Consider the following 25940-nt stretch of genomic DNA (forward strand, 5'->3'; position numbering starts at 1 on the left):
AAATCGATTTGGCGGACGCCGCGGCAGCGGCCATAGTCCGCATGTGACCTCGCGATCCTCCCGTCCCGTCCCGATACCCCGGCGTCCCGCCTGGGCGGGACGCAACTACACCCTGCTCTCCGCCGCCGCCGTGATCACCGGCATCGGCACGTCGGGCGCGCTCATCGCCTCGATGTTCGCCGTGTACGAGGCGGGCGGCAGCGCCACCGACGCCGGCCTGGTGGCCGCCGCGCGGACGCTGCCGCTGGTGGCGTTCCTGCTGATCGGCGGGGCGGTCGCGGACCGCTTCCCGCGGCACCGGGTGATGGTCGCGGCGAACGCGCTGAACTGCGTGTCGCAGGGGCTCTTCGCCCTGCTGGTCATCACCGGCCGGGCGGAGCTGTGGCAGATGGCCGCGCTCGCCGCCCTCGGCGGTGTCGGCCAGGCGTTCTTCGCGCCCGCCGCCGAGGGCATGGTGCTCACCAGCGTCGAGGGCGAGAACACCGGCCGCGCCTTCGCCATGTTCCGGCTCGGCATGAACGCCTCCCACATCGGCGGCGCCGCGCTCGGCGGCGCGCTGATCGCGGGGGTGGGCCCGGGTTGGGTGCTGGCTCTGGACGCGGCGGCGTTCGCGCTGGCGGGGGCGCTGCGCGCGTTCCTGGACGTCAGCCGGGTGCCGGAGCGCGAGCCGGGCGGCGGGATCGTCGGGGACCTCCGGGTGGGCTGGCGGGAGTTCGTCGCGCGGCCCTGGCTGTGGAGCATCGTCATGCAGTTCTCGGTGGTCAACGCCGTGGTCGCGGCGGCCGAGTCGGTGTACGGGCCGCTCATCGCCGAGGACTCGCTTGGCGGGGCCGGCCCCTGGGGACTGGCGCTCGCCGCCTTCGGCGCGGGCACGATGGGCGGGGCGCTGCTGATGACGCGCTTCAAGCCGCGTCGCATGCTGCTCACCGGCGTCCTGTGCGTGTTCCCCTTCGCCCTGCCGACGGCCGCGCTGGCCGTACCGCTGAACGCCCACGCCCTGACGGCGGTGATGTTCGTCAGCGGTGTGTCGATCGAGGTGTTCGGCGTCACCTGGATGATGGCGCTGCGGCAGGAGATCCCCGAGGACAAACTGTCCCGGGTGTCGTCGTACGACTGGTTCGGCTCGCTCGCCGGCGTACCGCTGGCGGCGGCGCTGGCCGGTCCGGCGATGGACGTGTTCGGTCGCGGGCAGGCGCTGTGGGGCGGGGCGGCGCTCATCGTGCTCCTCACGGCGGGCGTGCTGTGCGTGCCCGACGTACGGCGGCTGGAGCGGCGACCGGAGAAGTCTCGAGCTGAGGTCGAGGTCGAGGGTCCGCCGGCCGGGTCTGAGGCTCGGGGTGAGGGTGAGGGCCGGATCCCGGCGCAGGGCCCGGTGGCTCAGCCGATCGTGAAGGCCCCGTCCGGCGGCTCCGGGGACGGCACCGCGTCCGCGTCCGTCACGGGCTGAGCGTCGCCGGCGATCCTCGCCAGGGAGGGTCCGAACTCCACCCGCGCCGGGAAGGGGTCCGCCGCGGTCCGCCGGGCGAGGGCGTGGACGGGCAGCTCGTCCCAGGAGGCGATGAGCAGGATGTTGCCGAAGCGCCGGCCGCGCAGCACCGCCGGTTCGGCGATCAGGCAGCGGTACGGGAAGACCGCCGCGGCGTTCGCCAGCTGGGAGCGCAGGAACGCGAAGGGTGCCGCGTCCGCGAGGTTCGCGGCGTAGCAGCCGTGCGGCCGCAGGGCGCGGGCCGCGGCCCGGACGAACTCCACGGACGCGATGTGCGCCGGGGAGCGGGAACCGCCGTAGACGTCGGCGATCACCAGGTCCACGGAGGACCGGGGCGCCTCCTCCAGGGCCGCCCGGGCGTCGGCCGCCCGCACGGTGATGTCCGCGTCCTCGGGCACCGGCAGATGGGCGCCGACCAGAGCGATCAGCGCGCGGTCGGCCTCGGCGACCAGCTGGTGCGAGCCCGGCCGGACGGCGGCGAGGTAGCGCGGCAGGGTGAGGGCGCCGCCGCCCAGGTGCAGGACGTCGAGCGGTTCGTCCGGCGCCGCGGCGAGGTCGATGACGTGGGCGAGCCGGCGGGCGTACTCGAACTCCAGATGGGTCGGGTCCTCGAGGTCGACGTACGACTGGGGCGCCCCGTCGACCGTCAGCAGCCAGCCACCGGCGCGGTCGACGTCCGGCAGCAGTTTGGCGGCGCCGAAGTCCACGTCGGCGTAGGCGGGTATCCGGTCGTCCACGGGCCCATTGTGGCAAAAGCCGCGGCCGGTGTGACCGGCCGCGGCTTCCCTTGTTGTGTACGCGCCCGGCCGCACGCGCTTCGTACGCGCCCGGCCGGACGCCTCCTGTACGCGCCCTACCCGACGGCGGTGACCGTGCCCGCGCCGACCGTGCGCCCGCCCTCGCGGATCGCGAAGCCGAGGCCCGGCTCGAGCGGCGTGTCACGGCCCAGCTCGACCGTCATCGTGACCCGGTCGCCGGGCAGCGCGACGCCGCCCTCGCCGAGGTCGACGTCGCCGACGACGTCCGCGGTCCTGAGGTAGAACTGCGGCCGGTAGCCGCTGGCGATCGCCGTACGGCGGCCCCCCTCGCCGGCCGAGAGGATGTAGACCTCCGCCGTGAAGCGCCGCGCCGGGACGACGCTGCCCGGCGCGGCCACCACGTGGCCGCGGCGCACCGCGTCGCGGGCGACGCCGCGCAGCAGGAGCGCCACGTTGTCGCCCGCCTCGGCGGACTCCATCGGCTTGCCGAAGGTCTCCAGGCCGGTGACGACCGTCTCCACCCCGGCGCCCAGCACCTCGACGCGGTCGCCGACGCGGACGGTGCCGCGCTCGACGGCGCCCGTGACGACGGTGCCGCGGCCGGTGATGGTGAGCGTGTTCTCCACCGGCATCAGGAACGGGGCGTCGAGGTAGCGCACCGGCATCGGCACATAGGTGTCGACGGCGTCCAGCAGCGCCTCGACCGCCCCCGTCCACCGCGGGTCGCCCTGCAGCGCCAGCAGCCCGGAGACGCGGACCACCGGAACCCGGTCGCCCGGGTAGCCGTGGGCGGTCAGCAGCTCGCGGACCTCCAGCTCCACCAGGTCGGTCAGCTCGGGGTCGCCGGCGTCGGCCTTGTTCAGCGCGACGACGATGTGCTCCACGCCGACCTGCTTGGCGAGCAGGACGTGCTCCGCGGTCTGCGGCATGATCCCGTCGGTGGCGGAGACCACCAGGATCGCCCCGTCGAGCTGGGCGGCGCCGGTCACCATGTTCTTGATGAAGTCGGCGTGCCCCGGCATGTCCACGTGCGCGTAGTGCCGGGTGTCCGTCTCGTACTCGACGTGCGCGATGTTGATGGTGATCCCGCGGTCGCGCTCCTCCGGCGCCCGGTCGATGCGGTCGAACGGGACGAAGGTGCCGGCGCCGCGGTCGGCCAGGACCTTGGTGATGGCGGCGGTCAGGGTCGTCTTCCCGTGGTCGACGTGACCCATGGTGCCGATGTTGAGATGCGGTTTCGTGCGGACGTAGGCCTGCTTGGCCATGATGCTTCCTCGCGGATCGCAGTGGATACGCGGACCCCGTGGTCCCGCCGACCCTCCCCCAGCGGGGTCCGCGGACGAATCCGGGAAGGGTCAGCTTCGGGCGCCGTCTGCGGCTGCTGCGAAGAAGAAGTCCAGGGCAGCCTTCAGCGCGTCCGCGACTGCGGACAGAGCTGCGTGGAAGGCGTGCCGGAACATGTGAGGATCCTCGGACAGTTGGGGTCGCCACGTCCAACGGTTTTCCCCGCGCGGCCATTCCCGGCCCTGGCTCTCGCCTGCGGCGAAGGCGTTCGACGCGGCCTCACCTGTACGGCCCACCCCCTGTGGTCGCCCACCCGCCGCGCGGGCAGGCTCGAGGAGCGGGCCGGTGACCTGTCCCGGCCCGCGACCTCGACGTACCGGAGAACCGGAGGCTGCCGTGATCACCACCCTCGATGACATGCCCGCGGGAGTCGTCGGCTTCGAGGCGTCCGGGAAGCTCTCCGCCGAGGACTACCGCGACGTGGTGCTGCCCGCGCTGGTCGAGGCCGCGAAGTCCGGCGAGGTGCGGTTCCTGCTCGTCGTACCGGACTTCGACGGGATGTCCGCGGGCGCGCTCTGGCAGGACCTCAAGGTCGGCGTGGAGCATCTGCGGGCCTGGAAGCGGGTGGCGCTGGTGACGGACGTGGAGTGGATGGTCCGCGTCACGCACCTCTTCGGCTGGATGACGCCGGGCGAGCTCAAGACCTTCCCGCTCGCCGAGCGCGCCGAGGCGACCGCCTGGGTGGCGGGCTGACGCCGGGGGGCGTCACAGGTTCTTCAGCGCCTCCCGTACCGACAGCGGCGACAGCTCATCCCGGTGGCCGGCGACGAACGCGGCCACCGCGTCCGGCGCGGTCTTGGCGTACTCCCGCAGACACCAGCCGATGGCCTTGCGGATGAAGAAGTCGCGGTGGCCCGACTGGCGCAGGCAGTAGCCGAAGAGCCGGTCGGCGTCCGTCGCCTCCTTGTAGCGCAGCTGGTGCAGCAGGGCGGTGCGGGCGACCCACAGGTCGGGGTCGCCGATCCAGCGGTCCATCTCGGCCGCGAGCTTCGGGTCCGCGGCGACGAGCCCGCCGACGACGTGCGCCGCGAGCGCGTCCACGGTGTCCCACCAGGAGCGCGTCCGGATGAGATGGCGGGCCGTGGGGAGGAAGCCCGAGCTCAGGCGCTTGACGTGGCGGCGCAGGTAGTCGGCGGCGAAGTAGTGGTACTCGCGCTCGGGCAGCTCCCAGCACCGCAGCGCGATCGCCGTGGCGTCCGCCTCGTCCGGGCGGGGCGTGCCGTCCAGCACCGCCCGGGACAGCTCGCGCCGCCGCGGTGACGGGATGCCGAGGAACGGGCAGACACCCTTGAGGTACGCCTCCATCCCCGCGGCCTTCGCCGGATCGGCGGCGGTGGGATACACCGAGGTCAGACGGTCCAGCACGGTGTCGGCGAGGGCGCTGGCGGGGGGCGTGGGGCGGGGCGCGGCCATGGGCGCACCGTAGCGGTTGTGTACCGGATGAGCCCCACGTCACGGTGCTCGCGCCATGGTGTCGGTTACGCTCCCCCAATGCTGACCGCCGCCACCTCCGCCCTGGTCTCGCCGCGCGCGAGGCTGGCGCTGCTCGTCGCGCTGCTCGGGGGCGCGGCGAGCGCGGCGGTGGTCTACCAGCCGCAGGACCTGCTCGCGGCCGGATGGCCGTTCGAGCTGGCCGGCGGGAGCGCGGTGGCGCTGTTCGGCCTGCTGTACGGGCTGTGCACGGCCGCTTTCGTACCGCGTCCGCTGCTCAATCTGGCGTCCGGCGCGCTCCTCGGCATGCAGGCCGGGCTGGCGGCGGCCGTCGCCGGGACGGTCCTCGGCGCGGGTATCGCCTTCGGCCTGGGCCGCGGGCTCGGGCGCGGGGCGCTGCGGCCGTGGCTGGTGCGCGGGCGGCTGCTGACGGCGGCGGACCGGCAGCTCAGCCGGCACGGCTTCCGGTCGGTGCTGGCGGCGCGGGTGTTCCCCGGGGTGCCGTTCGCCGCGGTGAACTACTGCGCGGCCGTCTCCCGCACGGGCTGGCTGCCGTTCCTGCTGGCAACGGCGGTGGGCTGCGTGCCGAACACCGCCGCGTACGTCCTGGCGGGCAGCGCCGCGTCCGAGCCGGGCTCGGCGGCGTTCTGGGCGGCGGTGGCGCTGCTGGTGGCGAGCGCCGGCGGCGGGGCGGGACTGGCGTGGTGGCGGCGGCGCAACAGGTCGGCCGGGAGCCCGGTGGAACCGGGAGCGGCCCCGGCGGACCCGGGGGAAGGCGCCCTTCCGGCAGGGGCTTAACATCATCTGCGACCCTCCCCAGCGCCGAGCGACGGGGACGCCTATGCCGAAGGACTGAAGCGCCTCCTCATGACCTGGTTCGAATCAGTGATCCTCGGGCTCGTCCAGGGGCTCACGGAATTCCTCCCGATCTCCTCCAGTGCGCACCTTCGGCTCACGGCGGCGTTCGCCGGGTGGGAGGACCCCGGGGCGGCGTTCACCGCCATCAGCCAGATCGGCACCGAGACGGCGGTGCTGCTGTACTTCCGCAAGGACATCGTGCGGATCGTCTCGGCGTGGGCGCGGTCGCTCACCGACAAGGCGATGCGCTCCGACCACGACGCCCGGATGGGCTGGCTGATCATCGTCGGCTCGATCCCGATCGGCGTGCTGGGGCTGGTGTTCCAGGACTCCATCGAGGGTCCGTTCCGCGATCTGCGGCTGACCGCGACCACCCTCATCGTGATGGGCCTGCTCCTCGGCTTCGCCGACCGGCGCGCGTCGCGCGACGCGACCGGCGGCCGGCACCGGGCGCCCACGCAGCGCAAGGCACTCACCGACCTGAACACCCGTGACGGGCTGCTCTTCGGCGGCGCGCAGGCGCTGGCGCTGATCCCGGGCGTCTCGCGCTCCGGCGCCACGATCACGGGCGGTCTGTTCCTGGGCTACAACCGTGAGGCGGCGGCCCGTTACTCGTTCCTGCTCGCGATCCCGGCGGTGCTGGCGTCGGGCCTGTTCGAGCTGAAGAAGGTCGCGGACCAGCCGCACATCGAGTGGGGCCCGATCGTCCTCGGGACGGTCATCGCCTTCTTCGTCGGTTACGCCGTCATCGCGTGGCTGATGCGCTTCATCACGACCCGGTCCTTCATGCCGTTCGTGGTCTACCGCGTCCTGCTGGGCCTGCTGATCTTCGCCCTGGTCGCCTTCGGCGCCCTGGAGCCCACGGCGGGCGAGCCCGCCCACTGACCGCCCGCGACGGGGACCCCGGGGCACTGGTGGGCTCATCACACCGGTGCCCTAGGGTTGGGGTCGAAGAAGCACTCCGCACAGCGAGGGGAACACAGCAGTGACCGATGTCGATGGCGCACGTCAGGCGTTCGCCAAGTACGACCTGAACGGGGACGGGTTCGTCACCGCCGACGAGTTCAAGCAGGCGATGTCGGCCCTGGGCGACCACATGTACACCGTCGGCATGGCCGAGGCCGTGCTCAAGGACAAGGACCGCAACGCGGACGGCCTGCTGTCCTTCGACGAGTTCCTCGAGGTGTACAACCGGGCGCAGTGACGCCCGCCGCGGTGTGAGCCGGAGGTCCTCCGGCTCCTCCCGCCGGAGGCCGTCCCGCTCGCTGCCGCCGCACGTCTTGCGACTGCTCGCGCCGGACGTCAGCCGGCCCCCTCCCGCAGCCCGTCCGCGCCCGCCCCGCGGCTGAGGACCGCCTCCGCCACCCGCCCGTACACCTCGGGCGCGGAGCCGGGCGTCGCGGGGAGCAGCCGGAACGGCGGGCCCGTGTCGGAGTGCTGGGCCAGGAACTCCGCCTTCACCACCGTCCAGCCGCCCGCCCGCGGCGCGAAGGTGAACCGCGCCGCCGACCCCTCGTTGCCCCGGTACAGCCCGGGCACGAAGCTGGCGACCTGGTCGCCCAGACCGTAGACCACCCAGGTGCCGTTGACCTTCTCGTACGGCTGCGCGACGTGGTTGTGCGTGCCGACGACCAGGTCGATGTCCTTGCGGCCGGCCGTACGGGAGCCGGTGAGCCGGTCCGCCAGCCGCAGCTGGGCCCCGTCCGGCTCCTGCTGCCACTCCGTGCCCCAGTGCACGCTCACCACGACGATGTCGGCGCCCGCCCGCCGCGCGGCACGGGCGTCCGCGATCACCCGGCGCGCGTCGAGCAGGTTCACCGCCTGTGCCGGTCCCTCGATGTTGGTGAAGGACGCGTACGACAGCTGCGCCACCGTCGCACCGCCCGCCCGCAGCAGCGCCGGCCGCCCGGACTCGCCCCGGGTGCGCCCGGAGCCGGCGTGCGCCACCCCCGCCTCGTCCAGCGCCTCGAGGGTGCGGTGTACGCCCTCGGTGCCGCCGTCGAGCGCGTGGTTGGAGGCGGTGGAGCAGCTGTCGTAGCCCACGTCGCTCAGGGCGGCGGCGAGTTGGGGCGGCGAGGAGAAGACGGGGTAGCCGGTGAAGGGCCCGTCGGGCTCGCCGAAGGGCGTCTCGACATGGCACAGCGCCAGATCGGCGCCCGCCACCATGTCCCGCACGCCGGCGAAGATCGGCCCGAAGTCGTACGCCGCTCCCCCGCCGTCCGCCCGCGCCTGATCGATGATCGACGGATACGGGATGACGTCACCGGTCGCCAGCAGTGTGAACGCCCGCCCCTGCGGCCGGGGGTCCGCGGGCGGCTGCACGCGTGCGGGCGCGGGTGTGCCGCCCGCCGCCGCGCACAGGGCGATGCCTGCCGCCACGGCCCCGGCCGAGGCCGCGGCCCTGGCGAGGGTGCGACGGTCCGCCCCGCCCCTGCCGCGCGGCACCCGCCGCCTGTCACCCGCACTGCCCCGCGCCATGCCCGCCTCCGTACGTCCCGGTCCCGCACAGGGTCGACCCCGGACGGGGCCCCCGCATCCGCTGAGGCGGGCGATTGCGCCGAACGGGAGGCAGACCCACCGTTCGCCCTCTGGGCGTGGGCTGGATGTGTGACCGAGACTGGACATGTGATCGCCGCAATTCTCCGGGGGCTGACCCCCAGGCTCCCAGCCGGACGAGCGGACCGGCCGGGGCGTCCGGCGGAACGTCGCGCAGCGGAACGGAGCGGAGCGTCCTGGGGCCGGAGCGCCGGCGCGGTGGCGGCGGGCGCGCTGCCCGCGCTGGCCTTCCCCGCGCCCGCCTGGTGGTGGTTCGCCTACGTCGCCCTGGTGCCCTGGCTGCTGCTCCTGCGGACGGCGCCGGACGGCCGGCGGGCCCTGCTGGAGGGCTGGCTCGGCGGCATCGGCTTCATGACGGCGATGCACCACTGGCTGATCCCCAACCTGCATGTGTTCACGCTGGTCATCGCCGCCCTGCTGGGCGCGCTGTGGGCGCCGTGGGGTCTGCTGGTCCGCCACGCGTTCCGGCGCGGGCCGGGAGCCGTCCTGCTGGTGGTGCCGGCCGGGTGGGCGGCGATCGAGCTGGTGCGGTCGTGGGAGTACCTCGGCGGCCCGTGGGGGCTGATGGGCGCGAGCCAGTGGCAGGTACCCGCGATGCTGCGGGTGGCCTCGGTCGGCGGCGTGTGGCTGGTGGGCCTGCTCGTGGTGGCCGCCAACGCCGCCGTGGCGCTGCTGGTGACGACGCCCCCGGCGCGTACGACCGCTGCCGCCTCGCTGGTGGCGGCGAGCCTCGCCGTCTGTGCGGTGTGGCTCTGGGCGCCGCGGCCCGACGCGCGCGGCAGCCTGCGGATCGCCGTGGTGCAGCCCGGCGTGATCGACGGGTACGAGGCCCGCTTCGACCGCGGCGAGGAACTGACCCGGAGCCTGCCGGCGGGCGGGCTCGACCTGGTGGTGTGGGGCGAGAGCAGCGTCGGCGCGGATCTGGCCGGCCGGCCCGACTTCACCCGGCGGCTGGCCGCCCTGTCCCGGCAGACGGGCGCCGAGATCCTGGTGAACGTGGACGCCCGGCGCTCGGACAAGCCCGGGATCTACAAGAGCTCGGTGCTCGTCGGCCCGGACGGCCAGGTGCTCGGCCGGTACGACAAGATGCGCCTGGTGCCCTTCGGCGAGTACATCCCGCTGCGCGACGCCCTGGGCTGGGCGACCTCCGTCGGCCGCGCGGCCGGCGAGGACCGGCGGCGCGGGGCGGCCCAGGTGCTGCTCCCGCTGGACTCGGGCGTCCGGGTCGGGCCGCTGGTCTGCTTCGAGTCGGCGTTCCCCGACATGAGCCGGCGTCTGGTCCGCGACGGCGCGGACGTGCTGATCGCCCAGTCGTCGACCTCCACCTTCCAGCGCAGCTGGGCCCCCGGCCAGCACGCCTCGCTGGCCGCCCTGCGCGCGGCGGAGACCGGCCGCCCGGCGCTGCACGCCACGCTCACCGGAGTGAGCGCCGTGTACGGACCGGACGGATCGCCGGCCGGCCCGAGGCTGGGCACGGACGCGAGCACGGCGCGGGTGTACGACGTCCCGCTGGCCGGAGGGACGACGCTGTACGTCCGGTTCGGGGACTGGGCTGTGTACGCGGCGCTCGCCGCCCTCGCGCTGTACGGGGCGGCGGAGGTGTTCAGGCGGACTGATCGATCGCCGCGTGTACCACTCGCTCACACAGCTCGTGAGTGAGCAGCGCGTCGTGCGCGCTCAGGAACTTGCCCGCCCGTACCGCGTCCAGGAACGCCAGCACCGCCTGCTCGATGCCGCGCTGACGGGCGACGGGGACCCAGTCGCCGCGGCGGCGCACGCTCGGCTGGCCCTTGTGGTCGATCACCTCGGCGATGTTGCGCACCTCGCGCTTGGTGTCCTGGCCGGACAGCTCGAGGATCTCCTCCGTGGAGCCGGAGAGCCGGTTCATCACGCCGATCGCGGTGAAGCCGTCCCCGGACAGCTGCAGCACCACGTGGTGCATCCGGCCGTCGCGGACCCGGGCGCGGACGTCGATGTGGTCGGCGGTGCCCGGGGCGAGGAAGCGCAGGGTGTCGACGACGTGGATGAAGTCGTCGTAGACCATCGTGCGCGGGTCCTCGGGCAGACCCACCCGGTTCTTCTGCATCAGGATCAGCTCGCGCGGGTGCTCCAGGCACTGGGCGTACGACGGCGCGTAGCGGCGGTTGAAGCCGACGGCGAGGCTGACGCGGCGCTCGTCGGCCAGGCGGACCACGCGCTCGCAGGCGGCCAGGTCGTACGCGATCGGCTTGTCGACGTACACCGGGACACCCGCCTCGATCAGCCGGGTGGTGATCTCCTCGTGCACGGCGGTGGGGGCGTGGACGAACGCCACGTCCAGGCCGGCGGCCAGCAGCGAGTCGAGGTCGGCGTGCCGCTGAGCGCCGGGCAGCCGGAGGGCGTCGGCGACGCGGTGCAGGGTGGCCGGGGTGCGGGTCTGCAGATGCAGCTCCAGCCCGGGCTGGGCGCCGAGCACCGGGAGGTACGCCTTCTCGGCGATGTCGCCGAGCCCGATCACGCCCGCCCGGAGCGGTGCGCCGCCGTGTCCCATGGTGAGGTCTCCTGTCCGTCCGCCTGATCCGCACGAGCTTCCGTCCGCCTGATCCGCACGAGCTTACGGGGTCGCCGCGGCGCCCTTGGCGTCACTCCTGCGGGGAGTTCCCAACGCCGCGCGGGGCCGGGAGAGTTGGCGGATGCCGGCGAAGCGCACCGTGACCCTGTTCCTGGCCCTGGCCGCCGCCGCGGCGGGCGGCTGCGGCGGGGGCGCGGCCCCTTCCGACGGGGCGGGGCCCGCCGCCGTACCGCAGCCGAGTGTGGGGCTGCGGCCCGCGCCGCAGGTCGTGGAGCCGCCGGCCCGCGAGACCCTGGCCACGACCGAGGCCCTGCCGCGGGGTGCCCGCCCCGCGTCCGACGGGATCCGGCGCCCGTCCGCGGCTCCCGGCTCCGCTCCCCCGGTGCCGCCCTCGCCCCGGGAGTCGCCCAGGTCGCGGCCGGAGCCCGCACCGGAGTCGACGCTGGCGCGGCTGTGCGCGCTGGGCAAGGAGTACGGCCGCTGGGAGCCGGACAGCAGCCAGGCGAAGCTCTGCGACAGGTACGGGAACTGACCGCCCTCCCGGCACCCGCTCAGGGCCGCTCGGGCGCGCCGCTCAGGCTGCCGTCGAGTCGGGCGATCGCGGCGTGCACCGCGCGGCCGTAGGCGTCGTCGGTCAGCGCGGCGGCCCGCTCACGCGCCCGGTCCAGTTCGCGGCGGGCCCGCTCCGGGCGGCGCAGGCGGATGTGGTCCGCGGCGAGGCTGAGGTGGAGCGAGGGGTAGAAGGCGCGGACGGCGCGGTCCTCGGGGCCCTCCGGTACGGCGTCCCGGGCCGCGCTGTCGGCGGCCTGCAGGGCGCGCAGGTCCCAGGCCAGCCGGTCCTCCGCGTCCTCCTGGGTGTCGGCGAGGAAGTGGGCGAGCGTGCAGCGGTGCAGGGGGCCGGCGTCGGCGCCCAGCTCCGCCCAGAGCGCGAAGAGCCGCAGCCGGGCCTCCTCGCGGTCGCCGCCGCGGTGGAGCATCACGGCTTGGCCGATCCTCGTCATCACGGCGTCCTCGGCCAACGCGGGCTCCCGGGTGCTGCGGCTGCGTCAGGTGTACGCGACGACGCTAACCGGCGGGAGCGGCGAAGTCGGTGAGGCTGGCGGACGGTGTCCGGCGCCCGGCGTACGGGCACGTCCTCGGCATACCGGACCGGCGAACGGCTGCGCGCGCCCTCAGCCCCGGACCGCCGTCGTCAGGATGTGCCCGCTCGCCCCGATCAGGGACGGCGCCGACTCCAGCCGGCGCAGCAGGTCCAGCACCCGGGCCCGGCGCTCCGGGTCGTCCAGATGCCCGTTCATCCCCGGCATCAGCCAGGCCGTCCCCTCCAGACCGTGGCTGACGACGTCCGTCAGCCCCGCCTCGTGGAACTCGCCGGCGATCTCCGCCGGGTCGTGGAAGTACGCCGTGGTGAACAGCCGCTGCCCCTCGTCGCCGAGCCGGCCGTCCACGAGCGCGGGGTCCATCCGCTCCCGCACCTCGGCCTCGAAGTAACGCCCCTCCCGCAGGGTGTCGTTCACCCCCGCGTACCGGCTGATCGCGGCGGCCGCGATCACCCCGCCGGGGCGCACCGCGCGGGCCGCCTCGCGCAGCGCCCGCAGCCGGTCGGCCCGCTCGGGCAGGTGGTAGAGCGGGCCGAGCACGAGCACGGCGTCGTACACGCCGTCGGCGCAGTCGAGGTCGCGCGCGTCACCGACCCGCGCGGCGACCCCGGGCAGCGCGGAAGCCTGGGCGACATGCAGCGGCACGGGGTCGACCAGCTCCACCGCGTACCCGTCGGCCGCCAGCCACTCGGCGTGCACCCCGGAACCGCCGCCCACGTCCAGGACGCGGCCGGGCGGTGCGGGCAGCCGCCGCCGCAGCACGTCCTGGGTACGCCAGAACTCCAGCCGGTTGGAGGCGTTCTCCGACGCGCGCAGCCGGCCGTTCTCCCTGCCCTTCTCGTAGTAGGCGAGGATCTCCGGGTCGAAGCCGTGGGGTGGCGCGTCCGTGTCGGTCATGCGCGGATCCTGCCGGACCGCGCACGACCGATCAACGGATTACCTCGCGCCCAGGTCCGGGATGCGCCAGTCGATCGGCTCGTGGCCCTGGGCCGCGATCGCCTCGTCGATCTGGCTGAAGGGGCGCGAGCCGAAGAACTTCTTCGCCGACAGCGGCGAGGGGTGCGCGCCCTCGACCACCACATGCCGCTCGGTGTCGATCAGCCGCTTCTTCTTGCGCGCGTACGCCCCCCACAGCACGAACACCGCCGGGTCCTCGCGCTCGGCGACGGCCTTGATCACGGCGTCCGTGAAGTGCTCCCAGCCGCGGTCCTTGTGCGAGTTGGCCTCGCCGGCGCGCACGGTGAGGACCGCGTTCAGCAGGAGCACGCCCTGCTGGGCCCACGGCATCAGATAGCCGTTGTCCGGGACGGGCAGTCCCTTCTCGGCGTGCAGTTCCTTGTAGATGTTGCGCAGGGACGGCGGGATCCGCACGCCCGGCCGCACCGAGAAGCACAGACCGTGGCCCTGGCCCTCGCCGTGATACGGGTCCTGGCCCAGGATGAGGACCTTCACCTGGTCGAAGGGGGTGGCGTCCAGCGCGGCGAACACCTCGTCGCGAGGGGGGTACACCGGGCCGTTGGCCCGCTCCTCCTCGACGAACTCGGTGAGTTCCTTGAAGTACTGCTGCTGGAGCTCCTCACCGAGCACACCCCGCCAGGACGGGGGCAGCATCTCGGTCACGGCTGCGTCCACGTGAAGTTCCTTCCGGTGCAAGTCATCTGACGACAGCCACGACCGTACCCCTGCCCACTGACAGCCCGGTCACCAGTCCAGTTTGTGCAGCTCGGACATGAGCATGATGGTGGACGGGTCGAGGCTCGACTCGATGCCGCCGACGTCCTCGGAGCCGGCCACGTACAGCCGCCCCTGCCACAGCGGAAGCAGCCGCACGTCCCGGGCGAGGATCTTCTGGGCCTCGATGAAGTACCGCAGCGTGCGGGCCCGGTCGGCCTCCGTGCGCGAGCGCGGCAGCAGGTCCCCGGTGATCCGCTTCGCCTCGTACGGGGTGCCGACGGCGTTCTCCGCGCCGACGAACGGGGCGATGTAGTTGTCGGCGTCCGGGAAGTCGGGGAACCAGCCGCGGCCGAACACCGGGTACTCGCCCTTCTTGTAGCCCTCCTGGTACTCCTCCCAAGGACGCCCCTCGAGCGTGATCCGGAACAGGCCCGACTCGTCCAGCTGGCGTTTGAGCTCCTTGAACTGGTCGGCGGTGGCCGCCCCGTACCGGTCCGTCGTGTACCAGAAGGTGAGCGGCACCGGGGTGGCGATCCCGGCGTCCTGAAGCAGCTGCCGGGCCTTGCGGGGGTCCGGCTTCCCGTACAGGTCGTAGTACGGGGTGGAGTGCGACGCGATCCCGCTCGGGACCATCGAGTACAGCGGTTCCGACGTCCGGTCGTACACCCGGTGCACCAGCTCGTCACGGTCCACGAGCTGCGCGATCGCCTGGCGCACCGCGGGTTCGCCGACACCGTCGTGGCCCGGGTTGAAGACCAGGTAGTTGATCTCCGCGCCGACCACCTGGGTGAGCTTGAGACCGCCCACGACGCCGCCGTTGTCGTGGAACTCGGTGATCTGCCCGGCGGTCATGCCGCGGAAGGTCAGGTCGATCCGGTCGTCCTTCAGCTCCGCCATCATCTTCTCGGAGGACGCGTAGTACCTGATGGTCACTGAGTCGTTGCGCAGCTCCGCGTCGCCCCCGTACGACGGGTTGGCCCGCAGCTCCGCCCGTTCGCCCGGCTCGTAGTCCTCGAGGACGTAGGGGCCGGAGCCGACGAGGCCGTCCGCGTCGTCGCGCAGTTCACCGGCCGGGTACTCGGCCGGGTCGACGATGGAGGCGGCCGGGGTGGCGAGGATGAACGGGAAGGTGCTGTCCGGTTCGTCCAGGCGGAAGGTGATCTTGTCCTTCCCCGTCACCTCCACCTTCTTGAGGTTGGCCAGCAGCGGCGCCGGGCCGACGGGCGCCTTGATCTTCCGTACCCGGTCGATGGAGTGCTTGACGGCGTCGGCGTCCAGCTCGTGGCCGTTGGAGAACTCGAGGCCCGGGCGCAGGGTGCAGGAGTAGACCTTGCTCTTGGAGTCCTCGAAGCCGCAGGTCCGGGCCGCGTCGGGTTCGGGCTCCGTGGTGCCGCTGGGGAAGTGCAGCAGCGTCTGGTAGACGTTCTTGTACAACTCCCACGAACCGTCCCAGGCGTTCGCCGGGTCGAGCGTGCTGGGCGCGCTCGTGGTCCCCACCGATATGTGCCGGTCGTCGTCACCGCCCCCCGGCGTGAGTACGCCGCAGCCCCCGACCAAGAAGGTCAGGGCCGTCGCCGCCACCAGTGTGCGAGGTCTTGCCCGACTGAACACGCGTTCGCTCCCCAAACCGCCGCCCGACATTGGCCGCAGACCCTACCGCACCCTCCGGCTCCCGCAACATGTCCAGGTCAACGACGCGGCGGCCCCGCTCCACGGGCGTACGACGCTCGCGGAACGGGGCCGCTCGCGCAACGGCCCGACTCCCCTACCCCACGCTCGCGTTGAGGAAGATGCCGCCGTCCACGACCAGCGTCTGGCCGGTGATCCAGGCGGACTGGTCGGAGGTGAGGAAGGCCGCCGCGCCGGCGACGTCCTCCGGGACACCGAGCCGGCCCAGCGGGTACTGGGCGGTGACCTGCTCCTCGCGGCCCTCGTACAGGGCGGTGGCGAACTTCGTCTTGACGACGGCCGGCGCGATGGCGTTCACCCGGACGATCGGGGCGAACTCGTGCGCCAGCTGCAGCGTCAGGTTGATCATCGCGGCCTTGCTGATGCCGTACGGGCCGACGAAGGGCGAGGCGTTCAGGCCCGCGACGGAGGCCACGTTGACGATCGTGCCGCCGTGCTGGGACTGCCACGCCTTCCACACCTGCTGGGCGAAGCCCAGCGCGGAGACGACGTTGGTCTCGAAGACCTTGCGGGCCACGTTCAGGTCGATGTCGGCGATGGGGCCGAAGACCGGGTTGGTGCCCGCGTTGTTGACCAGGTGGTCGATGCGGCCGAAGGTCTCCATGGCCTGCGCGACCGCGGCCGCCTGGTGGGCCTCGTCGTGGGCCTTGCCGGCGATGCCGAGGGCGCGGTCGGGGCCGCCGAGCCTCTCGACGGCCTCCTTCAGCGCGTCCTCGCCCCGGCCGGTGATGACGACCCGGTCGCCGCGGGCGACGAACGCCTCGGCGATGCCGTAGCCGATGCCGCGGCTGGCGCCCGTGATGAGGGCGACCCGTCCGCTGTCGTTGGCGGTCATGTGGTGTCGTCCCCCCGTCAGTTGAGCGGTCCGCCGGCCACGTACATGACCTGGCCGGAGACGAAGCCGGCCGCCTCGCCGGTGAAGAAGGCGATGGCGTTGGCGATGTCCTCCGGCTGCCCGACGCGCTTGACCGGGATGCCGTCGGCGGCGGCCTTCTTGAAGTCCTCGAAGTCCATGCCGATCCGGGCCGCGGTCTGCGCGGTCATCTCGGTGGCAATGAAGCCGGGGGCGACGGAGTTGGCGGTGATGCCGAACTTGCCCAGCTCCAGGGCCAGGGTCTTGGTGAAGCCCTGCAGGCCGGCCTTGGCGGCGGAGTAGTTGACCTGGCCGCGGTTGCCGAGGGCGGAGGACGAGGAGAGGTTGACGACCCGGCCGAAGCCCGCGTCGACCATGTGCTTCTGCACCGCGCGGGTCATCAGGAACGAGCCCTTGAGGTGCACGTTCATGACCATGTCCCAGTCGCCCTCGGACATCTTGAAGAGCAGGTTGTCGCGGATCACGCCGGCGTTGTTCACCAGGATCACCGGCGCGCCCAGCTCCTCGGCGATACGGGCGACGGCGGCCTCGACCTGCTCGGCGTCGGAGACGTCGCAACCGACGGCGATGGCCCTGCCGCCCGCCGCGGTGATCTTCTCGACGGTGTCCTTGCACGCCGACTCGTCGAGGTCGATGACCGCGACGGCGCGGCCCTCCTCGGCCAGCCGGACCGCGGTCGCGGCGCCGATGCCGCGGGCGGCTCCGGTGACGATCGCGACTCGCTGTTCCGTGGTGGTCATCCTCGTGTTCTCCTCGCCCTGGAATCCGATGAGCAACCGCTTAGTAGGTTCCGCAGACGTGACGCTAGAAGTCCGTCCCGCCCCCTGTCAACGGTTGCCTTGCTCACCCGTCACCCGCGGCCCGCGCGACGGGCCGCCGTACGAGGAGATCCAGCAGCCTCTCCGTCTCCGCGGCCGGGTCCTCGGTCAGTCCGGTGTGCACCGGTCCGGGCTGTACGACGGTGGAGCGCGGCGCGATGAGCCAGCGGAACCGGCGGCCGGCGTCGTCGCCGCCGGCCTGCCCGGCGGCCGCTCCCCCGCAGCACACGCTCTCCACCGCGTGCAGGGCGGCGCGCACCCCGGCGACGTCCGCCGCGGGGTCCAGCGCCAGCAGCCGCTCGACGTCCAGGTCGGTGGCGGCGGCGACGAACGACCGGGCCCGGCAGTACACGACGACACCGGCGTTGATCTGCTCCCCGCGCTCGACCCGGGGGACGACGCGCACCAGCGCGTACTCGAAGACCTCGCGCTTGCTCACTTCGCGCTCCTCTTCGGCAGCTCGGCGGCCAGCCAGCCGGGCACCTGCGACGGACGGTCGGGGGTGCGCGCGCCGAGGGTGATCCGCTCGCCGATGTCCGCGCGGGCCAGCAGCGTACGGACGTACGCGCGGCGCAGCTCGCCGGGCGAGGCGAAGCCGGGCTCGTCGGCCAGCCATGCGTCGGGGACGAGGGACGTCACCTCGGTGAGCAGCTCCTCGGTGACGCGCGGCGCCAGCTCGGCGGCCGCCTTCGCGACCTCCGGACGGTACGACGACAGGACGTGGTCGGAGGCGTCGTACGGCTTGGCGGCCGCCTTGTCGGCGCCCGGCCAGTTGTGGTGCCAGATCATGGTGGCGCCGTGGTCGATGAGCCACAGCTTCCCGTGCCAGACGAGCATGTTGGGGTTGCGCCAGGACCGGTCGACGTTGTTGATCAGCGCGTCGAACCAGACGATCCGCCCGGCCTCACCCGGGTCGGCCTCGTAGGCGAGCGGGTCGAAGCCGATGGAGCCGGGCAGGAAGTCCATCCCGAGGTTGAGCCCCCCGCTGGCCTTGAGCAGCTCCTGCACCTCCTGGTCGGGCTCGGCGAGCCCGATCACGGGGTCGAGCTGCATCAGCGCCAGGTCGGGCACCCGCAGCCCGAGCCGCCGGCCCAGCTCACCGCAGATCACCTCGGCGACGAGGGTCTTGCGCCCCTGACCGGCGCCGGTGAACTTCATGACGTACGTCCCGAGGTCGTCGGCCTCGACGAGCCCCGGCAGCGAGCCGCCCTCACGCAGGGGCGTGATGTAGCGGGTCGCAGTGACCTCATTCAACACTTTCCCAGGCCACCCATCTCTTCAGCCTTGCGATACGCGGAGGACTCTGGAGGGCGTCCCGCCTCCGGCATGAAGTGAGCATAGTAACCGAGGGTGATCACGTCACAAGGGCGGGATGCCGTGCTTCCGCGACGGCAGATCGGCGTGCTTCGACCGGAGCACGGCCAGCGACCGGATGAGCACGGTACGGGTCTCGGCGGGGTCGATGACGTTGTCGATCAGGCCCCGCTCGGCGGCGTGGTACGGATGCATCAGCTCCGACTTGTACCGCTCCACCAGTCGCTCGCGCACGGCCTCCGGCTCGTCGGCCGCCTCGATCTCGCGGCGGAACACGATGTTCGCCGCGCCTTCGGCCCCCATCACCGCGATCTCGTTCGTCGGCCAGGCGTAGGCCATGTCGGTGCCGATCGACCGCGAGTCCATGACGATGTAGGCACCGCCGTACGCCTTGCGCAGGACGACGGAGACCCGGGGCACGGTGGCGTTGCAGTACGCGTAGAGCAGCTTGGCGCCGTGCCGGATGATGCCTCCGTGCTCCTCGTCTACGCCGGGCAGGAAACCGGGTACGTCCACGAGTGTCACCAGGGGGATGTTGAAGGCGTCACAGATGGTCACGAACCGGGCGGCCTTCTCCGCGGCGTGGATGTCCAGCACCCCTGCCAGCGTCTGCGGCTGGTTGGCCACGACCCCGACGACGTGCCCGTCAAGCCGCGCCAGCGCGCAGATCACGTTCTCCGCCCAGACCTCGTGAACTTCGAAGAAGTCGCCCTCGTCCACCACCGCGGCGATGACCGCCCGCATGTCGTACGCCATGTGCGGGTCGGCCGGGACCAGGTTCCGCAACTCCGGGCAACTGCGGTCGGCGGGGTCGTCGGTCTGTGCCACGGGCGGGAGTTCGCGGTTGTTCGACGGCAGCAAGGACAGCAGGAACCGTACGTCCTCGAAGCAGCTCTCCTCGTCCTCGTAGGCGAAACCGGCCACTCCCGTCTTCCGCGCGTGGACGTCGGCACCCCCCAGCTCCTCGAGGGTCGTGCGCGATCCGGTCACGGCCTCCACGACGTCGGGCCCCGTGATGCACATCTGGGACACGTTGCGGACCACGAAGACGAAATCGGTGAGCGCGGGCGAGTAGGCGGCGCCGCCCGCGCAGGGCCCGACCACCACGCTGATCTGCGGGATGACCCCCGACGACCGCGTGTTGCGGAAGAAGATGCCGCCGTATCCGGCCAGCGCGCTCACGCCCTCCTGGATCCGTGCGCCCGCCCCGTCGCACAGCCCCACCAGGGGTGCGCCGGCCGCTTCCGCCAGGTCCATCACCTTGTGGATCTTCTCCGCGTGCGCTTCACCGAGCGCGCCGCCGAAGATCCGGAAGTCGTGTGCGTAGACGAAGACGGGGCGGCCGTGCACGGTGCCCCAGCCGGTGATCACACCGTCCGTGTAGGGCCTGTTCTCCTCCAGCCCGAACCCGACCGCCCGGTGCCGCCGCAGGGGTTCGACCTCCGTGAAGGAGCCGTCGTCCAGCAGCAGGTCCAGGCGCTCACGGGCGGTGAGCTTGCCACGGGCGTGCTGTTTCTCCGTCGCCTCGGGGCTGGGCCCGTCGGCGATCTCGTCCTTGATCCAGGCGAGTTCGGCGAGCCTGACCTCCGCGTCGGAGAGATCATCGGGAGCAGCCGCCCGCGTCCGCGTGGCGGTGGGCTCCTGTGCATAGGTCATGAGTGACCTCCAGCCCCGAGCTACGGATTCGTTCCCCTCATGCTCGGTCCGGGTGTTGGCTGCTGCACCCCGAGCGCGTCACCCCACGGCCGACGGGAACGAAGCGCGGGCCCGCCCCGGCAACGGAGCTGGTACTCCGAACGGGTGACGCGGAGGTCGCCTTCAGCGCCCGTCGGAGTGCACCGGCGGAGCCGAGTAACGCATCGGCGTCAGCTGCTCGATGTCGTAGCGAGCCCGCAGCCGCGCCATGGCCTCGGGGTCCGGACCGCCGCCATCGGCTAGCTGCTCGAGGACCTCCTCGAAGTAGTCCTCGTGATGCGGCGGCGGCGAGGACTGGAAGAACATCTTCGCCGGTTCCCCGGTCCGGTTGGCGAAGGCGTGCGGACAGCCCGGGGGCACCACCAGCACCGTGCCGGCGGTCGCCCGCACCACCCGCCGTCCGCTGGAGGAGACCCAGTGGCGCCAGTTGTCCGGCGTGCGCACCCGTGGTTCGAAGGCCAGCACCTCGAGTTCACCCTCGAGTACGTAGAAGAGCTCCTCGCTGCGCGCGTGCACATGCGCGCCGACGTCGAACCCGGGCGGCACCACCACCTCGAAGCTCGACGCGATGCGCGAGTGCTCGCCGGTCACCTTGAAGGTGACCTCGTGCGCGGGCGCGCGCAGCGTACGGCCCGCTCCGGTGGGTACGACGAACCCCTCCGGTCCCCCGCTCACCAGGTCACCGGCAGCGCCTCGGGACCGCGGATCAGCGCGCCGCGGCGGAACGGGACCTCCTCCGGCGGCACCGTCAAGCGCAGACCCGGAAAACGGTCGAGGACCGTGGAGACCAGCGACTCGGACTCCATCTTGGCCAGCAGCCCGCCGATGCAGTAGTGCGGGCCGTGTCCGAAGGCCAGATGCGGATTCGGCGACCGTTCGAAGTCGATCGTGTCGGGGTCCGGGAAGACCTCGGCGTCGCGGTTGGCGGCCAGGTAGGAGTTGTAGACCGCCTCGCCGGCCTTGATGGTCACGCCGCAGAGCTCCACGTCCTCGGTGGCCACCCGGGACAGGCCCACCGCGCTGCGGTGCGGGATGTAGCGCAGGAGCTCGTCGACGGCCCGGGGGCGCAGCTCCGGTTCGGCCCGCAGCCGGGCCGCGTGTTCGGGGTGCGTGAGGAGGATGTAGAGCATGTTGCCGCTGTTGTTCGTCACGGCCTCACCGCCGATCTGGATCAGCAGGGCGAGCCCGACCGCCTCCTCCTCGCTGAGCTCGTCCCGCGCCACCGCGGCGCCCAGGAGTCCGCAGACGTCCTCGCCGCCGGTGCCGCGGCGCTCGCGGAGCAGCTCGGTGAAGTAGGCGGCCATGGCGTTCTTGGCCTCCTCGCTGCGCGCCGCCCCCTGGGAGGAGGACAGGATGCTGTACGTCCACTCGTGCATACGGGGCTGGTCGGCCGCGGGCACGCCCATCACGTCGCAGATCACGGCGAGCGGGAACGGGACGAGCAACTGCTCGGTGAAGTCCGCGGGCGGCCCCTGCCGGAGCAGACCGTCCACCAGCTCGTCGAGGATGTCCTGGGTCCGTTCGCGCAGCCGCTCCACCCCGCGTTTGGTGAACGCGGCGGCCACGGCGCGCCGCAGCCGGGTGTGGTCGGGCGGATCGGCGAAGCCCACGGCGCCGGGGACCGGGATGAAGTGCGGCGCGAGGCGCGTCACGTCGGCCGGCACGACGGCTTCGCGGCTGAACCGGTCGTCGTTGGTCACGGCTTTGACGTCTTCGTACCGGCTGACCAGCCAGGCCCAGCCCGTGCCGTTGGGCAGTCTGATCCGGGTGATCGGGCCCTCCTGCATGAGTTCGGAGAGCACCGGGTCGAAGTCGACGCCGTGCAGGTCCAGCGCGGGCCAGTCGTGCACGGGCGGTCGGGTCTGCGGGTGCGAGGTCACGGGGCTGATCCCTGCTTTCTTCGTGGGTGGTGGTGGGCGCCGCGGGTCAGCCGGTCGTGGTCCATCGGCCCAGAGCGATCTCGGCGGTGATGCCGGGCCCGAACCCGGCGAGCATTCCGCGGTGTTCGCTCGCTGCGCTGCCCTCCTCGAAGAGCCTGCGCAGGGCGTCGAGGACGACGGCGCTGGCGATGTTCCCGTACTCGGTGAGCGTCGCCCGGCTGAAGCGGAACGCGTCGGGCGGTACGTCGAGGAACTTGCTCAGGTCGTCGAGGATGCGCGGCCCGCCGGCGTGGATGATGTAGAAGTCGAGGTCGGACGCGTCCCAGCCGTGCGAGCCGGCCAGTTCCCGCAGGGCGGGTGCCAGCGGTTCCATCGTGCCGGGGACGCGTTTGTCGAGCTGGAAGTGGAAGCCCGTGGCGCGGACGGCGTAGGCGATCCACTCCTCGGTGCCGGGGACGAGGTAGGAGCCGTTGCGCTCCAGGGAGATGCCGGTGCCGCCGGTGCCCCGCACCACGGCGGCGGCCACGCCGTCGCCGAACAGGCCGTTGGAGAGGAGGTTTCCCACACCGAGGTCCGTGGGCTGATAGCACAGGGAGCAGAACTCGCAGGCCACGATGAGCACGTTGGCCTCGGGATACGCGACACAGAAGTCGTGCGCCCGGTTCACGGCGGCGCCGCCTGCGGCACAGCCGAGCTGGGCTATGGGTATCTGCCGGGTGTCGCTGGGAAAGTCCATCGTGTTGATCAGCCAGGCGGTGAGCGACGGCATCATGAAGCCGGTGCACGACACGTAGATGATCAGGTCGATGTCCCGGGTGCCGAGCTCGGCCCCGTCCAGCGCCTCCCGGACCACCGCCGGAACCCGGGCCTTGGCCTCCGCCTCGTAGAGCGCGTTGCGCGCCTCGAAGCCCGGATGTCTGAGCGTTTCCTCGATCGGCTGCACGATGTGCCGCTTCGCCACCCCGGTGTTCTCGATCAGACGCAGTCCGAGTTCGAGCCGGGGGTGGTCGGCATGGAGCGTGCGGGCCAGATTCAGCGTTTCCTCCATGGTAATCACATGCTCCGGGACGGAAACGACCGGTTTGCACAGTATCGCCACGGCGATATGCCTTTCTGTCGCCAATTGGAAGCCCCATCGCCAACCATGACCGATGGCATGGGCACCCAACCTGCTGGCGTAGTCCGATCGGGCTACCGGCTCGGAAATGCCGGAGAGATCCGCGGGCGGCTTCCTCCGGCTTCCTCCGGGATCGATCCCGAGCCGGTCACGGCGATTCCGCCAACCGGGCGGAGTTCCCCACCCGGTCGGCAGACACCACCGAAGCGAACAGATGGGCGATATGACACGATCTTGATGACTGATCTGATCTCTCACGTACTGGGGAAGTAGATGTCGGGTTCGCCCTGCCTGAAATCCACTCGCATGCTCGTGCCTGCCACGGCCGCGGTCGTGGCGATCGGCACCGTGGTGAGCGGAGCCACGGCCGCAGACGGACGGACCGGCGCGAGTCACGGCCCGGCGAGCCCGGTACGTCCCGGTGTCATCGACAGCTCACCGTTCTGGAACGACCCGGAAAGCGACGCGGCGCGCCAGGTCAGGCAGTGGAAGCTGGAAGGGCGCACCCGTGACGCCCGGATCCTGCGGCGCATCTCCGACCAGCCGCAGGCGACCTGGGTGGCGTGGGACGACCCGGTGCCCGACATCGCACGAGTGATGGCCGGAGCGGAAAAGAAGAAGAAGACCGCGGTACTCGTCGCCTACAACATCCCCCACCGCGACTGCGGCCAGCACTCCGCGGGTGGCGCACCGGACGCCGAGCGGTATCTGAGATGGATCGGCGCATTCGCCAAGGCGATCGGAAACGGAAAGGCGATCGTGGTGCTCGAACCCGACGCGGTGCCTCACATGGTGGACGGGTGCACCCCGAAAGGAATGAGAGCGGAGCGGACGCGACTTCTCGCCAAGGCCGTCGCCCGGCTCAAGCGACAACCCGGGGTGAAGGTTTATCTGGATGCCGGGAATTCCGGCTGGATCGCTGATCCGTGGCAGCTCGTGGCGCCGCTGCGGCAGTCCGGGATCGAGCGGTCCGACGGATTCGTACTCAATACCGCCAACTTCCAGACCACCGCGAGCCTGAAGGCCTACGGCCGGCGGATCTCCGAGTTTCTGGGCGGCAAGCATTTCGTCCTCGACACGAGCAGGAACGGCAACGGTCCGCTCCTCGGCACGTGGTGCAACCCGCCGGGGCGGGCGCTGGGTCACCCGCCGACGACGAAGACGGACGACCCCCTCGTCGACGCCTACTTGTGGATCAAGAACCCGGGTGACTCCGACGGTTCATGCGGCGGTGGCCCGCCCGCAGGAACGTGGTGGCCCGAACACGCGCTCGGCCTGGCCCGCGCTACGACGCAGAACACGCAGCGCACGACCCGCATGCTCCAGTGATCCGCGAACGAACAGCCGATCGACGCGGCTACCACGGGGTGCGGCTGACGGTCATGTCCGCGGCCGCCGCGATGCGGGCGAAGGAGACGGCGTCCAGGACCGCGGCTCCTCCCTGGTCGTTGTTGAAATACACATGGATGTCGCAGTGCCCGGGCCAGGTGTCGGCGAGTCGTCGCACCCATGTGCGCAGGGACTGCCGCCCGTAGCGGGGCCAGGGCCGGGCACGTCCGAGGTGCAGGCGCAGATAGCCCCAGTCGGCGGTCCGCCACAGGGGCGTGGTCGGCCGGGCCTGGACGTCGGCCCAGCACAGCGCGGCACCGCGGTTTTCGAGCACCGTGCGGAACCCGGGCGTCCACCAGGAGTCGTGGCGGGGCTCGACGGCGACTCGGGTGCCGGCCGGGAAGTGACTCAGGCACTCGTCCAGGAGCCCGGTGTCCGCACGCAGGGTCGGCGGGAGCTGCAGGAGCACGGGACCGAGCCGATCACCGAGAGCCTCGGCATGGCCCATCAGCCGGCCCACGGGCTCCTCGGGCTGGCGCAGCCGCTTGATGTGGGTCAGGTAGCGGCTGGCCTTGACCGCGATGACGAAGTCCTGCGGCGTACGCTCCCGCCAGGCCGCGAAGGTCTCCCGGTCCGGCAGCCGGTAGAAGGCGTTGTTCAGCTCGACCGTGGCGAAACCCGCCGCGTACTCCTCCAGCCAGAGCCGTTGGGGCACCCCGGCCGGGTACAGCACGCCGCGCCAGTCCTTGTACTGCCATCCCGAGGTGCCGACAAAGATGGGCATACGCCCATCAGAACATGACGGGAAGGGCGCCGAGAGGGCACGGCACCGGCGCCGCGGCCCGTCGCGGTCGATTCGGGTCGACTGCCTGGCAAGGAATCCGCAGCGGCCGCTGAACACACACGGGGGCGTGTACGTATGGAGGGGCTGAAACGTCCCCTGTGAGCAGAGGTTCGCAAGCCATGAATGGATCGCTGGAAAACGGACGGAGTGCGCCGCGGCGCACCGTGGTCGCCGCCGCGGGAGCGGTGGGGCTGACGGCGGCGCTCGCCGCCTGCGGGTCGGACGACTCGGGAAGCGGTGACACGGGCGGGACTCCGGACGCCACGCAGAGCACCGGAGGGGAGCCTTTGCAGGAGGCCACGGAGGACTCCGGTGAGGAGGCCGGCGAGCTTGCGAAGACCTCGGACATCCCCGAGGGCGGCGGCAAGATCTTCAAGGACGACAAGGTCGTCGTGACCCAGCCCGCGAAGGGCGAGTTCAAGGCGTTCTCCGCCGTCTGCACCCACCAGGGCTGCATCGTGGCGACCGTCAGCGACGGAACCATCAACTGCGCCTGCCACGGCAGCAAGTACTCCATCGAGGACGGCTCGGTGAAGAACGGTCCGGCGACCAGGCCGCTGGATCCCGCCTCGGTGCGCACGGAGGGCGACGAGCTGTACCTGTCGTAGCGCCCGCGCGGTCC

General features: G+C 72.2%; 27 protein-coding genes. 9 read left to right on the top strand and 18 right to left on the bottom strand.

The window, feature by feature from the left end:
- The first annotated feature begins 43 nt into the window (after nt 1-43).
- A complete protein-coding gene (locus tag AB0M28_RS11100; protein WP_365401287.1) occupies nt 44-1447 on the top strand; it encodes an MFS transporter in 1404 nt (467 codons plus the stop codon).
- Here the strand turns inward: AB0M28_RS11100 and AB0M28_RS11105 are convergent.
- A complete protein-coding gene (locus tag AB0M28_RS11105) occupies nt 1378-2223 on the bottom strand; it encodes a fused MFS/spermidine synthase (protein WP_365401290.1) in 846 nt (281 codons plus the stop codon). The two genes, AB0M28_RS11100 and AB0M28_RS11105, sit on opposite strands and share 70 nt — an antisense overlap.
- Nucleotides 2224-2339: 116 nt before the next feature.
- Nucleotides 2340-3509 carry an elongation factor Tu gene (gene tuf / locus AB0M28_RS11110; protein ID WP_365401293.1) on the bottom strand — a complete coding sequence of 390 codons (1170 nt, stop codon included), beginning with the start codon at nt 3507-3509 and terminating at the stop codon, nt 2340-2342.
- Between the two features lie 436 nt (nt 3510-3945).
- Here tuf and AB0M28_RS11115 point away from each other — a divergent pair, with 436 nt between their 5' ends.
- On the top strand, nt 3946-4281 hold the full coding sequence (locus AB0M28_RS11115; protein ID WP_365401296.1) for an STAS/SEC14 domain-containing protein: 336 nt from the start codon (nt 3946-3948) through the stop codon (nt 4279-4281).
- Between the two features lie 12 nt (nt 4282-4293).
- Here the strand turns inward: AB0M28_RS11115 and AB0M28_RS11120 are convergent, their stop codons facing one another.
- The gene (locus AB0M28_RS11120; RefSeq protein WP_365401299.1) at nt 4294-5001 is read right to left on the bottom strand and encodes a DNA alkylation repair protein; all 708 of its coding nucleotides are present in this window, start codon (nt 4999-5001) and stop codon (nt 4294-4296) included.
- A gap of 78 nt (nt 5002-5079) precedes the next feature.
- On the opposite strand from AB0M28_RS11120, the gene AB0M28_RS11125 reads away from it, so the two are divergent.
- The 3 genes from AB0M28_RS11125 (at nt 5080) to AB0M28_RS11135 (ending at nt 7081) form a co-directional block, all read left to right on the top strand.
- On the top strand, nt 5080-5817 hold the full coding sequence (locus tag AB0M28_RS11125) for a VTT domain-containing protein (RefSeq protein WP_365401302.1): 738 nt from the start codon (nt 5080-5082) through the stop codon (nt 5815-5817).
- Nucleotides 5818-5886: 69 nt separating this feature from the next.
- The gene (locus AB0M28_RS11130; protein WP_365401305.1) at nt 5887-6762 is read left to right on the top strand and encodes an undecaprenyl-diphosphate phosphatase; all 876 of its coding nucleotides are present in this window, start codon (nt 5887-5889) and stop codon (nt 6760-6762) included.
- Nucleotides 6763-6862: 100 nt separating this feature from the next.
- Entirely contained in the window at nt 6863-7081 is a 219-nt protein-coding gene (locus AB0M28_RS11135; protein ID WP_365401308.1) for an EF-hand domain-containing protein, read from the top strand.
- Between the two features lie 98 nt (nt 7082-7179).
- Here the strand turns inward: AB0M28_RS11135 and AB0M28_RS11140 are convergent, their stop codons facing one another.
- Nucleotides 7180-8355, bottom strand: a complete 1176-nt coding sequence (locus tag AB0M28_RS11140) for a CapA family protein (RefSeq protein ID WP_365401311.1) — start codon at nt 8353-8355, stop codon at nt 7180-7182.
- Between the two features lie 276 nt (nt 8356-8631).
- Here AB0M28_RS11140 and lnt point away from each other — a divergent pair, with 276 nt between their 5' ends.
- Nucleotides 8632-10092, top strand: a complete 1461-nt coding sequence (gene lnt, locus AB0M28_RS11145) for an apolipoprotein N-acyltransferase (RefSeq protein WP_365401314.1) — start codon at nt 8632-8634, stop codon at nt 10090-10092.
- Here the strand turns inward: lnt and AB0M28_RS11150 are convergent.
- Nucleotides 10037-10963, bottom strand: a complete 927-nt coding sequence (locus tag AB0M28_RS11150) for a Gfo/Idh/MocA family oxidoreductase (RefSeq protein ID WP_365401317.1) — start codon at nt 10961-10963, stop codon at nt 10037-10039. The genes lnt and AB0M28_RS11150 overlap by 56 nt on opposite strands.
- Before the next feature lie 142 nt (nt 10964-11105).
- Here AB0M28_RS11150 and AB0M28_RS11155 point away from each other — a divergent pair, with 142 nt between their 5' ends.
- On the top strand, nt 11106-11516 hold the full coding sequence (locus AB0M28_RS11155) for a hypothetical protein (protein WP_365401320.1): 411 nt from the start codon (nt 11106-11108) through the stop codon (nt 11514-11516).
- Between the two features lie 19 nt (nt 11517-11535).
- Here AB0M28_RS11155 and AB0M28_RS11160 read toward each other — a convergent pair whose 3' ends face one another.
- From AB0M28_RS11160 to AB0M28_RS11215, 12 genes are all read right to left on the bottom strand, one after another.
- On the bottom strand, nt 11536-11985 hold the full coding sequence (locus AB0M28_RS11160; RefSeq protein ID WP_365401462.1) for a hypothetical protein: 450 nt from the start codon (nt 11983-11985) through the stop codon (nt 11536-11538).
- A gap of 171 nt (nt 11986-12156) precedes the next feature.
- Nucleotides 12157-12981 (bottom strand): methyltransferase domain-containing protein, encoded by an 825-nt coding sequence (locus AB0M28_RS11165; RefSeq protein ID WP_365401323.1) that lies wholly within the window; start codon nt 12979-12981, stop codon nt 12157-12159.
- A 39-nt stretch (nt 12982-13020) separates the two neighbouring features.
- Nucleotides 13021-13695: a uracil-DNA glycosylase gene (gene ung / locus AB0M28_RS11170; RefSeq protein ID WP_365401465.1), complete on the bottom strand. Its 675-nt coding sequence runs from the start codon at nt 13693-13695 to the stop codon at nt 13021-13023.
- A gap of 90 nt (nt 13696-13785) precedes the next feature.
- The gene (locus AB0M28_RS11175) at nt 13786-15369 is read right to left on the bottom strand and encodes an ABC transporter substrate-binding protein (RefSeq protein WP_365401326.1); all 1584 of its coding nucleotides are present in this window, start codon (nt 15367-15369) and stop codon (nt 13786-13788) included.
- Nucleotides 15370-15523: 154 nt separating this feature from the next.
- A complete protein-coding gene (locus AB0M28_RS11180; RefSeq protein ID WP_365401329.1) occupies nt 15524-16282 on the bottom strand; it encodes an SDR family oxidoreductase in 759 nt (252 codons plus the stop codon).
- A gap of 17 nt (nt 16283-16299) precedes the next feature.
- Nucleotides 16300-17061: a 3-oxoacyl-ACP reductase FabG gene (fabG, locus tag AB0M28_RS11185; protein WP_365401332.1), complete on the bottom strand. Its 762-nt coding sequence runs from the start codon at nt 17059-17061 to the stop codon at nt 16300-16302.
- Nucleotides 17062-17164: 103 nt separating this feature from the next.
- On the bottom strand, nt 17165-17578 hold the full coding sequence (locus AB0M28_RS11190; protein ID WP_365401335.1) for a DUF3037 domain-containing protein: 414 nt from the start codon (nt 17576-17578) through the stop codon (nt 17165-17167).
- On the bottom strand, nt 17575-18396 hold the full coding sequence (locus AB0M28_RS11195; RefSeq protein ID WP_365401338.1) for a HipA family kinase: 822 nt from the start codon (nt 18394-18396) through the stop codon (nt 17575-17577). The genes AB0M28_RS11190 and AB0M28_RS11195 overlap by 4 nt, the downstream gene beginning before the upstream one ends.
- Before the next feature lie 102 nt (nt 18397-18498).
- Nucleotides 18499-20109: an acyl-CoA carboxylase subunit beta gene (locus AB0M28_RS11200; protein ID WP_365401341.1), complete on the bottom strand. Its 1611-nt coding sequence runs from the start codon at nt 20107-20109 to the stop codon at nt 18499-18501.
- 162 nt (nt 20110-20271) lie between these two features.
- The gene (locus AB0M28_RS11205; protein ID WP_365401344.1) at nt 20272-20823 is read right to left on the bottom strand and encodes a cupin domain-containing protein; all 552 of its coding nucleotides are present in this window, start codon (nt 20821-20823) and stop codon (nt 20272-20274) included.
- Entirely contained in the window at nt 20820-22028 is a 1209-nt protein-coding gene (locus AB0M28_RS11210; RefSeq protein ID WP_365401346.1) for a cytochrome P450, read from the bottom strand. Before AB0M28_RS11210 ends, AB0M28_RS11205 begins: the two co-directional genes overlap by 4 nt.
- A 46-nt stretch (nt 22029-22074) precedes the next feature.
- Complete coding sequence (locus AB0M28_RS11215; RefSeq protein WP_365401349.1) at nt 22075-23127, bottom strand: type III polyketide synthase; 1053 nt, start codon at nt 23125-23127, stop codon at nt 22075-22077.
- A gap of 324 nt (nt 23128-23451) precedes the next feature.
- Here AB0M28_RS11215 and AB0M28_RS11220 point away from each other — a divergent pair, with 324 nt between their 5' ends.
- Nucleotides 23452-24474, top strand: coding sequence for a glycoside hydrolase family 6 protein (locus tag AB0M28_RS11220; protein ID WP_365401352.1), 1023 nt, complete (start codon nt 23452-23454; stop codon nt 24472-24474).
- Between the two features lie 28 nt (nt 24475-24502).
- Here AB0M28_RS11220 and AB0M28_RS11225 read toward each other — a convergent pair whose 3' ends face one another.
- Complete coding sequence (locus AB0M28_RS11225; protein ID WP_365401355.1) at nt 24503-25258, bottom strand: DUF72 domain-containing protein; 756 nt, start codon at nt 25256-25258, stop codon at nt 24503-24505.
- 179 nt (nt 25259-25437) lie between these two features.
- On the opposite strand from AB0M28_RS11225, the gene AB0M28_RS11230 reads away from it, so the two are divergent.
- Entirely contained in the window at nt 25438-25926 is a 489-nt protein-coding gene (locus tag AB0M28_RS11230) for a Rieske (2Fe-2S) protein (RefSeq protein WP_365401358.1), read from the top strand.
- The last annotated feature ends 14 nt before the right edge of the window (nt 25927-25940 follow it).

The sequence above is a fragment of the Streptomyces sp. NPDC051940 genome (genome assembly GCF_040680895.1).
GTDB lineage: Bacteria > Actinomycetota > Actinomycetes > Streptomycetales > Streptomycetaceae > Streptomyces.

Coding starts and splice junctions, on each gene's coding strand:
- tuf (WP_365401293.1), bottom strand. CDS start 3,509: ATGGCCAAGCAGGCCTACGTCCGCACGAAACCGCATCTCAACATCGGC.
- AB0M28_RS11115 (WP_365401296.1), top strand. CDS start 3,946: ATGCCCGCGGGAGTCGTCGGCTTCGAGGCGTCCGGGAAGCTCTCCGCC.
- AB0M28_RS11120 (WP_365401299.1), bottom strand. CDS start 5,001: ATGGCCGCGCCCCGCCCCACGCCCCCCGCCAGCGCCCTCGCCGACACC.
- AB0M28_RS11125 (WP_365401302.1), top strand. CDS start 5,080: ATGCTGACCGCCGCCACCTCCGCCCTGGTCTCGCCGCGCGCGAGGCTG.
- AB0M28_RS11130 (WP_365401305.1), top strand. CDS start 5,887: ATGACCTGGTTCGAATCAGTGATCCTCGGGCTCGTCCAGGGGCTCACG.
- AB0M28_RS11140 (WP_365401311.1), bottom strand. CDS start 8,355: ATGGCGCGGGGCAGTGCGGGTGACAGGCGGCGGGTGCCGCGCGGCAGG.
- AB0M28_RS11150 (WP_365401317.1), bottom strand. CDS start 10,963: ATGGGACACGGCGGCGCACCGCTCCGGGCGGGCGTGATCGGGCTCGGC.
- AB0M28_RS11155 (WP_365401320.1), top strand. CDS start 11,106: ATGCCGGCGAAGCGCACCGTGACCCTGTTCCTGGCCCTGGCCGCCGCC.
- AB0M28_RS11160 (WP_365401462.1), bottom strand. CDS start 11,985: ATGACGAGGATCGGCCAAGCCGTGATGCTCCACCGCGGCGGCGACCGC.
- AB0M28_RS11165 (WP_365401323.1), bottom strand. CDS start 12,981: ATGACCGACACGGACGCGCCACCCCACGGCTTCGACCCGGAGATCCTC.
- ung (WP_365401465.1), bottom strand. CDS start 13,695: ATGCTGCCCCCGTCCTGGCGGGGTGTGCTCGGTGAGGAGCTCCAGCAG.
- AB0M28_RS11180 (WP_365401329.1), bottom strand. CDS start 16,282: ATGACCGCCAACGACAGCGGACGGGTCGCCCTCATCACGGGCGCCAGC.
- fabG (WP_365401332.1), bottom strand. CDS start 17,061: ATGACCACCACGGAACAGCGAGTCGCGATCGTCACCGGAGCCGCCCGC.
- AB0M28_RS11200 (WP_365401341.1), bottom strand. CDS start 20,109: ATGACCTATGCACAGGAGCCCACCGCCACGCGGACGCGGGCGGCTGCT.
- AB0M28_RS11220 (WP_365401352.1), top strand. CDS start 23,452: ATGCTCGTGCCTGCCACGGCCGCGGTCGTGGCGATCGGCACCGTGGTG.
- AB0M28_RS11225 (WP_365401355.1), bottom strand. CDS start 25,258: ATGCCCATCTTTGTCGGCACCTCGGGATGGCAGTACAAGGACTGGCGC.
- AB0M28_RS11230 (WP_365401358.1), top strand. CDS start 25,438: ATGAATGGATCGCTGGAAAACGGACGGAGTGCGCCGCGGCGCACCGTG.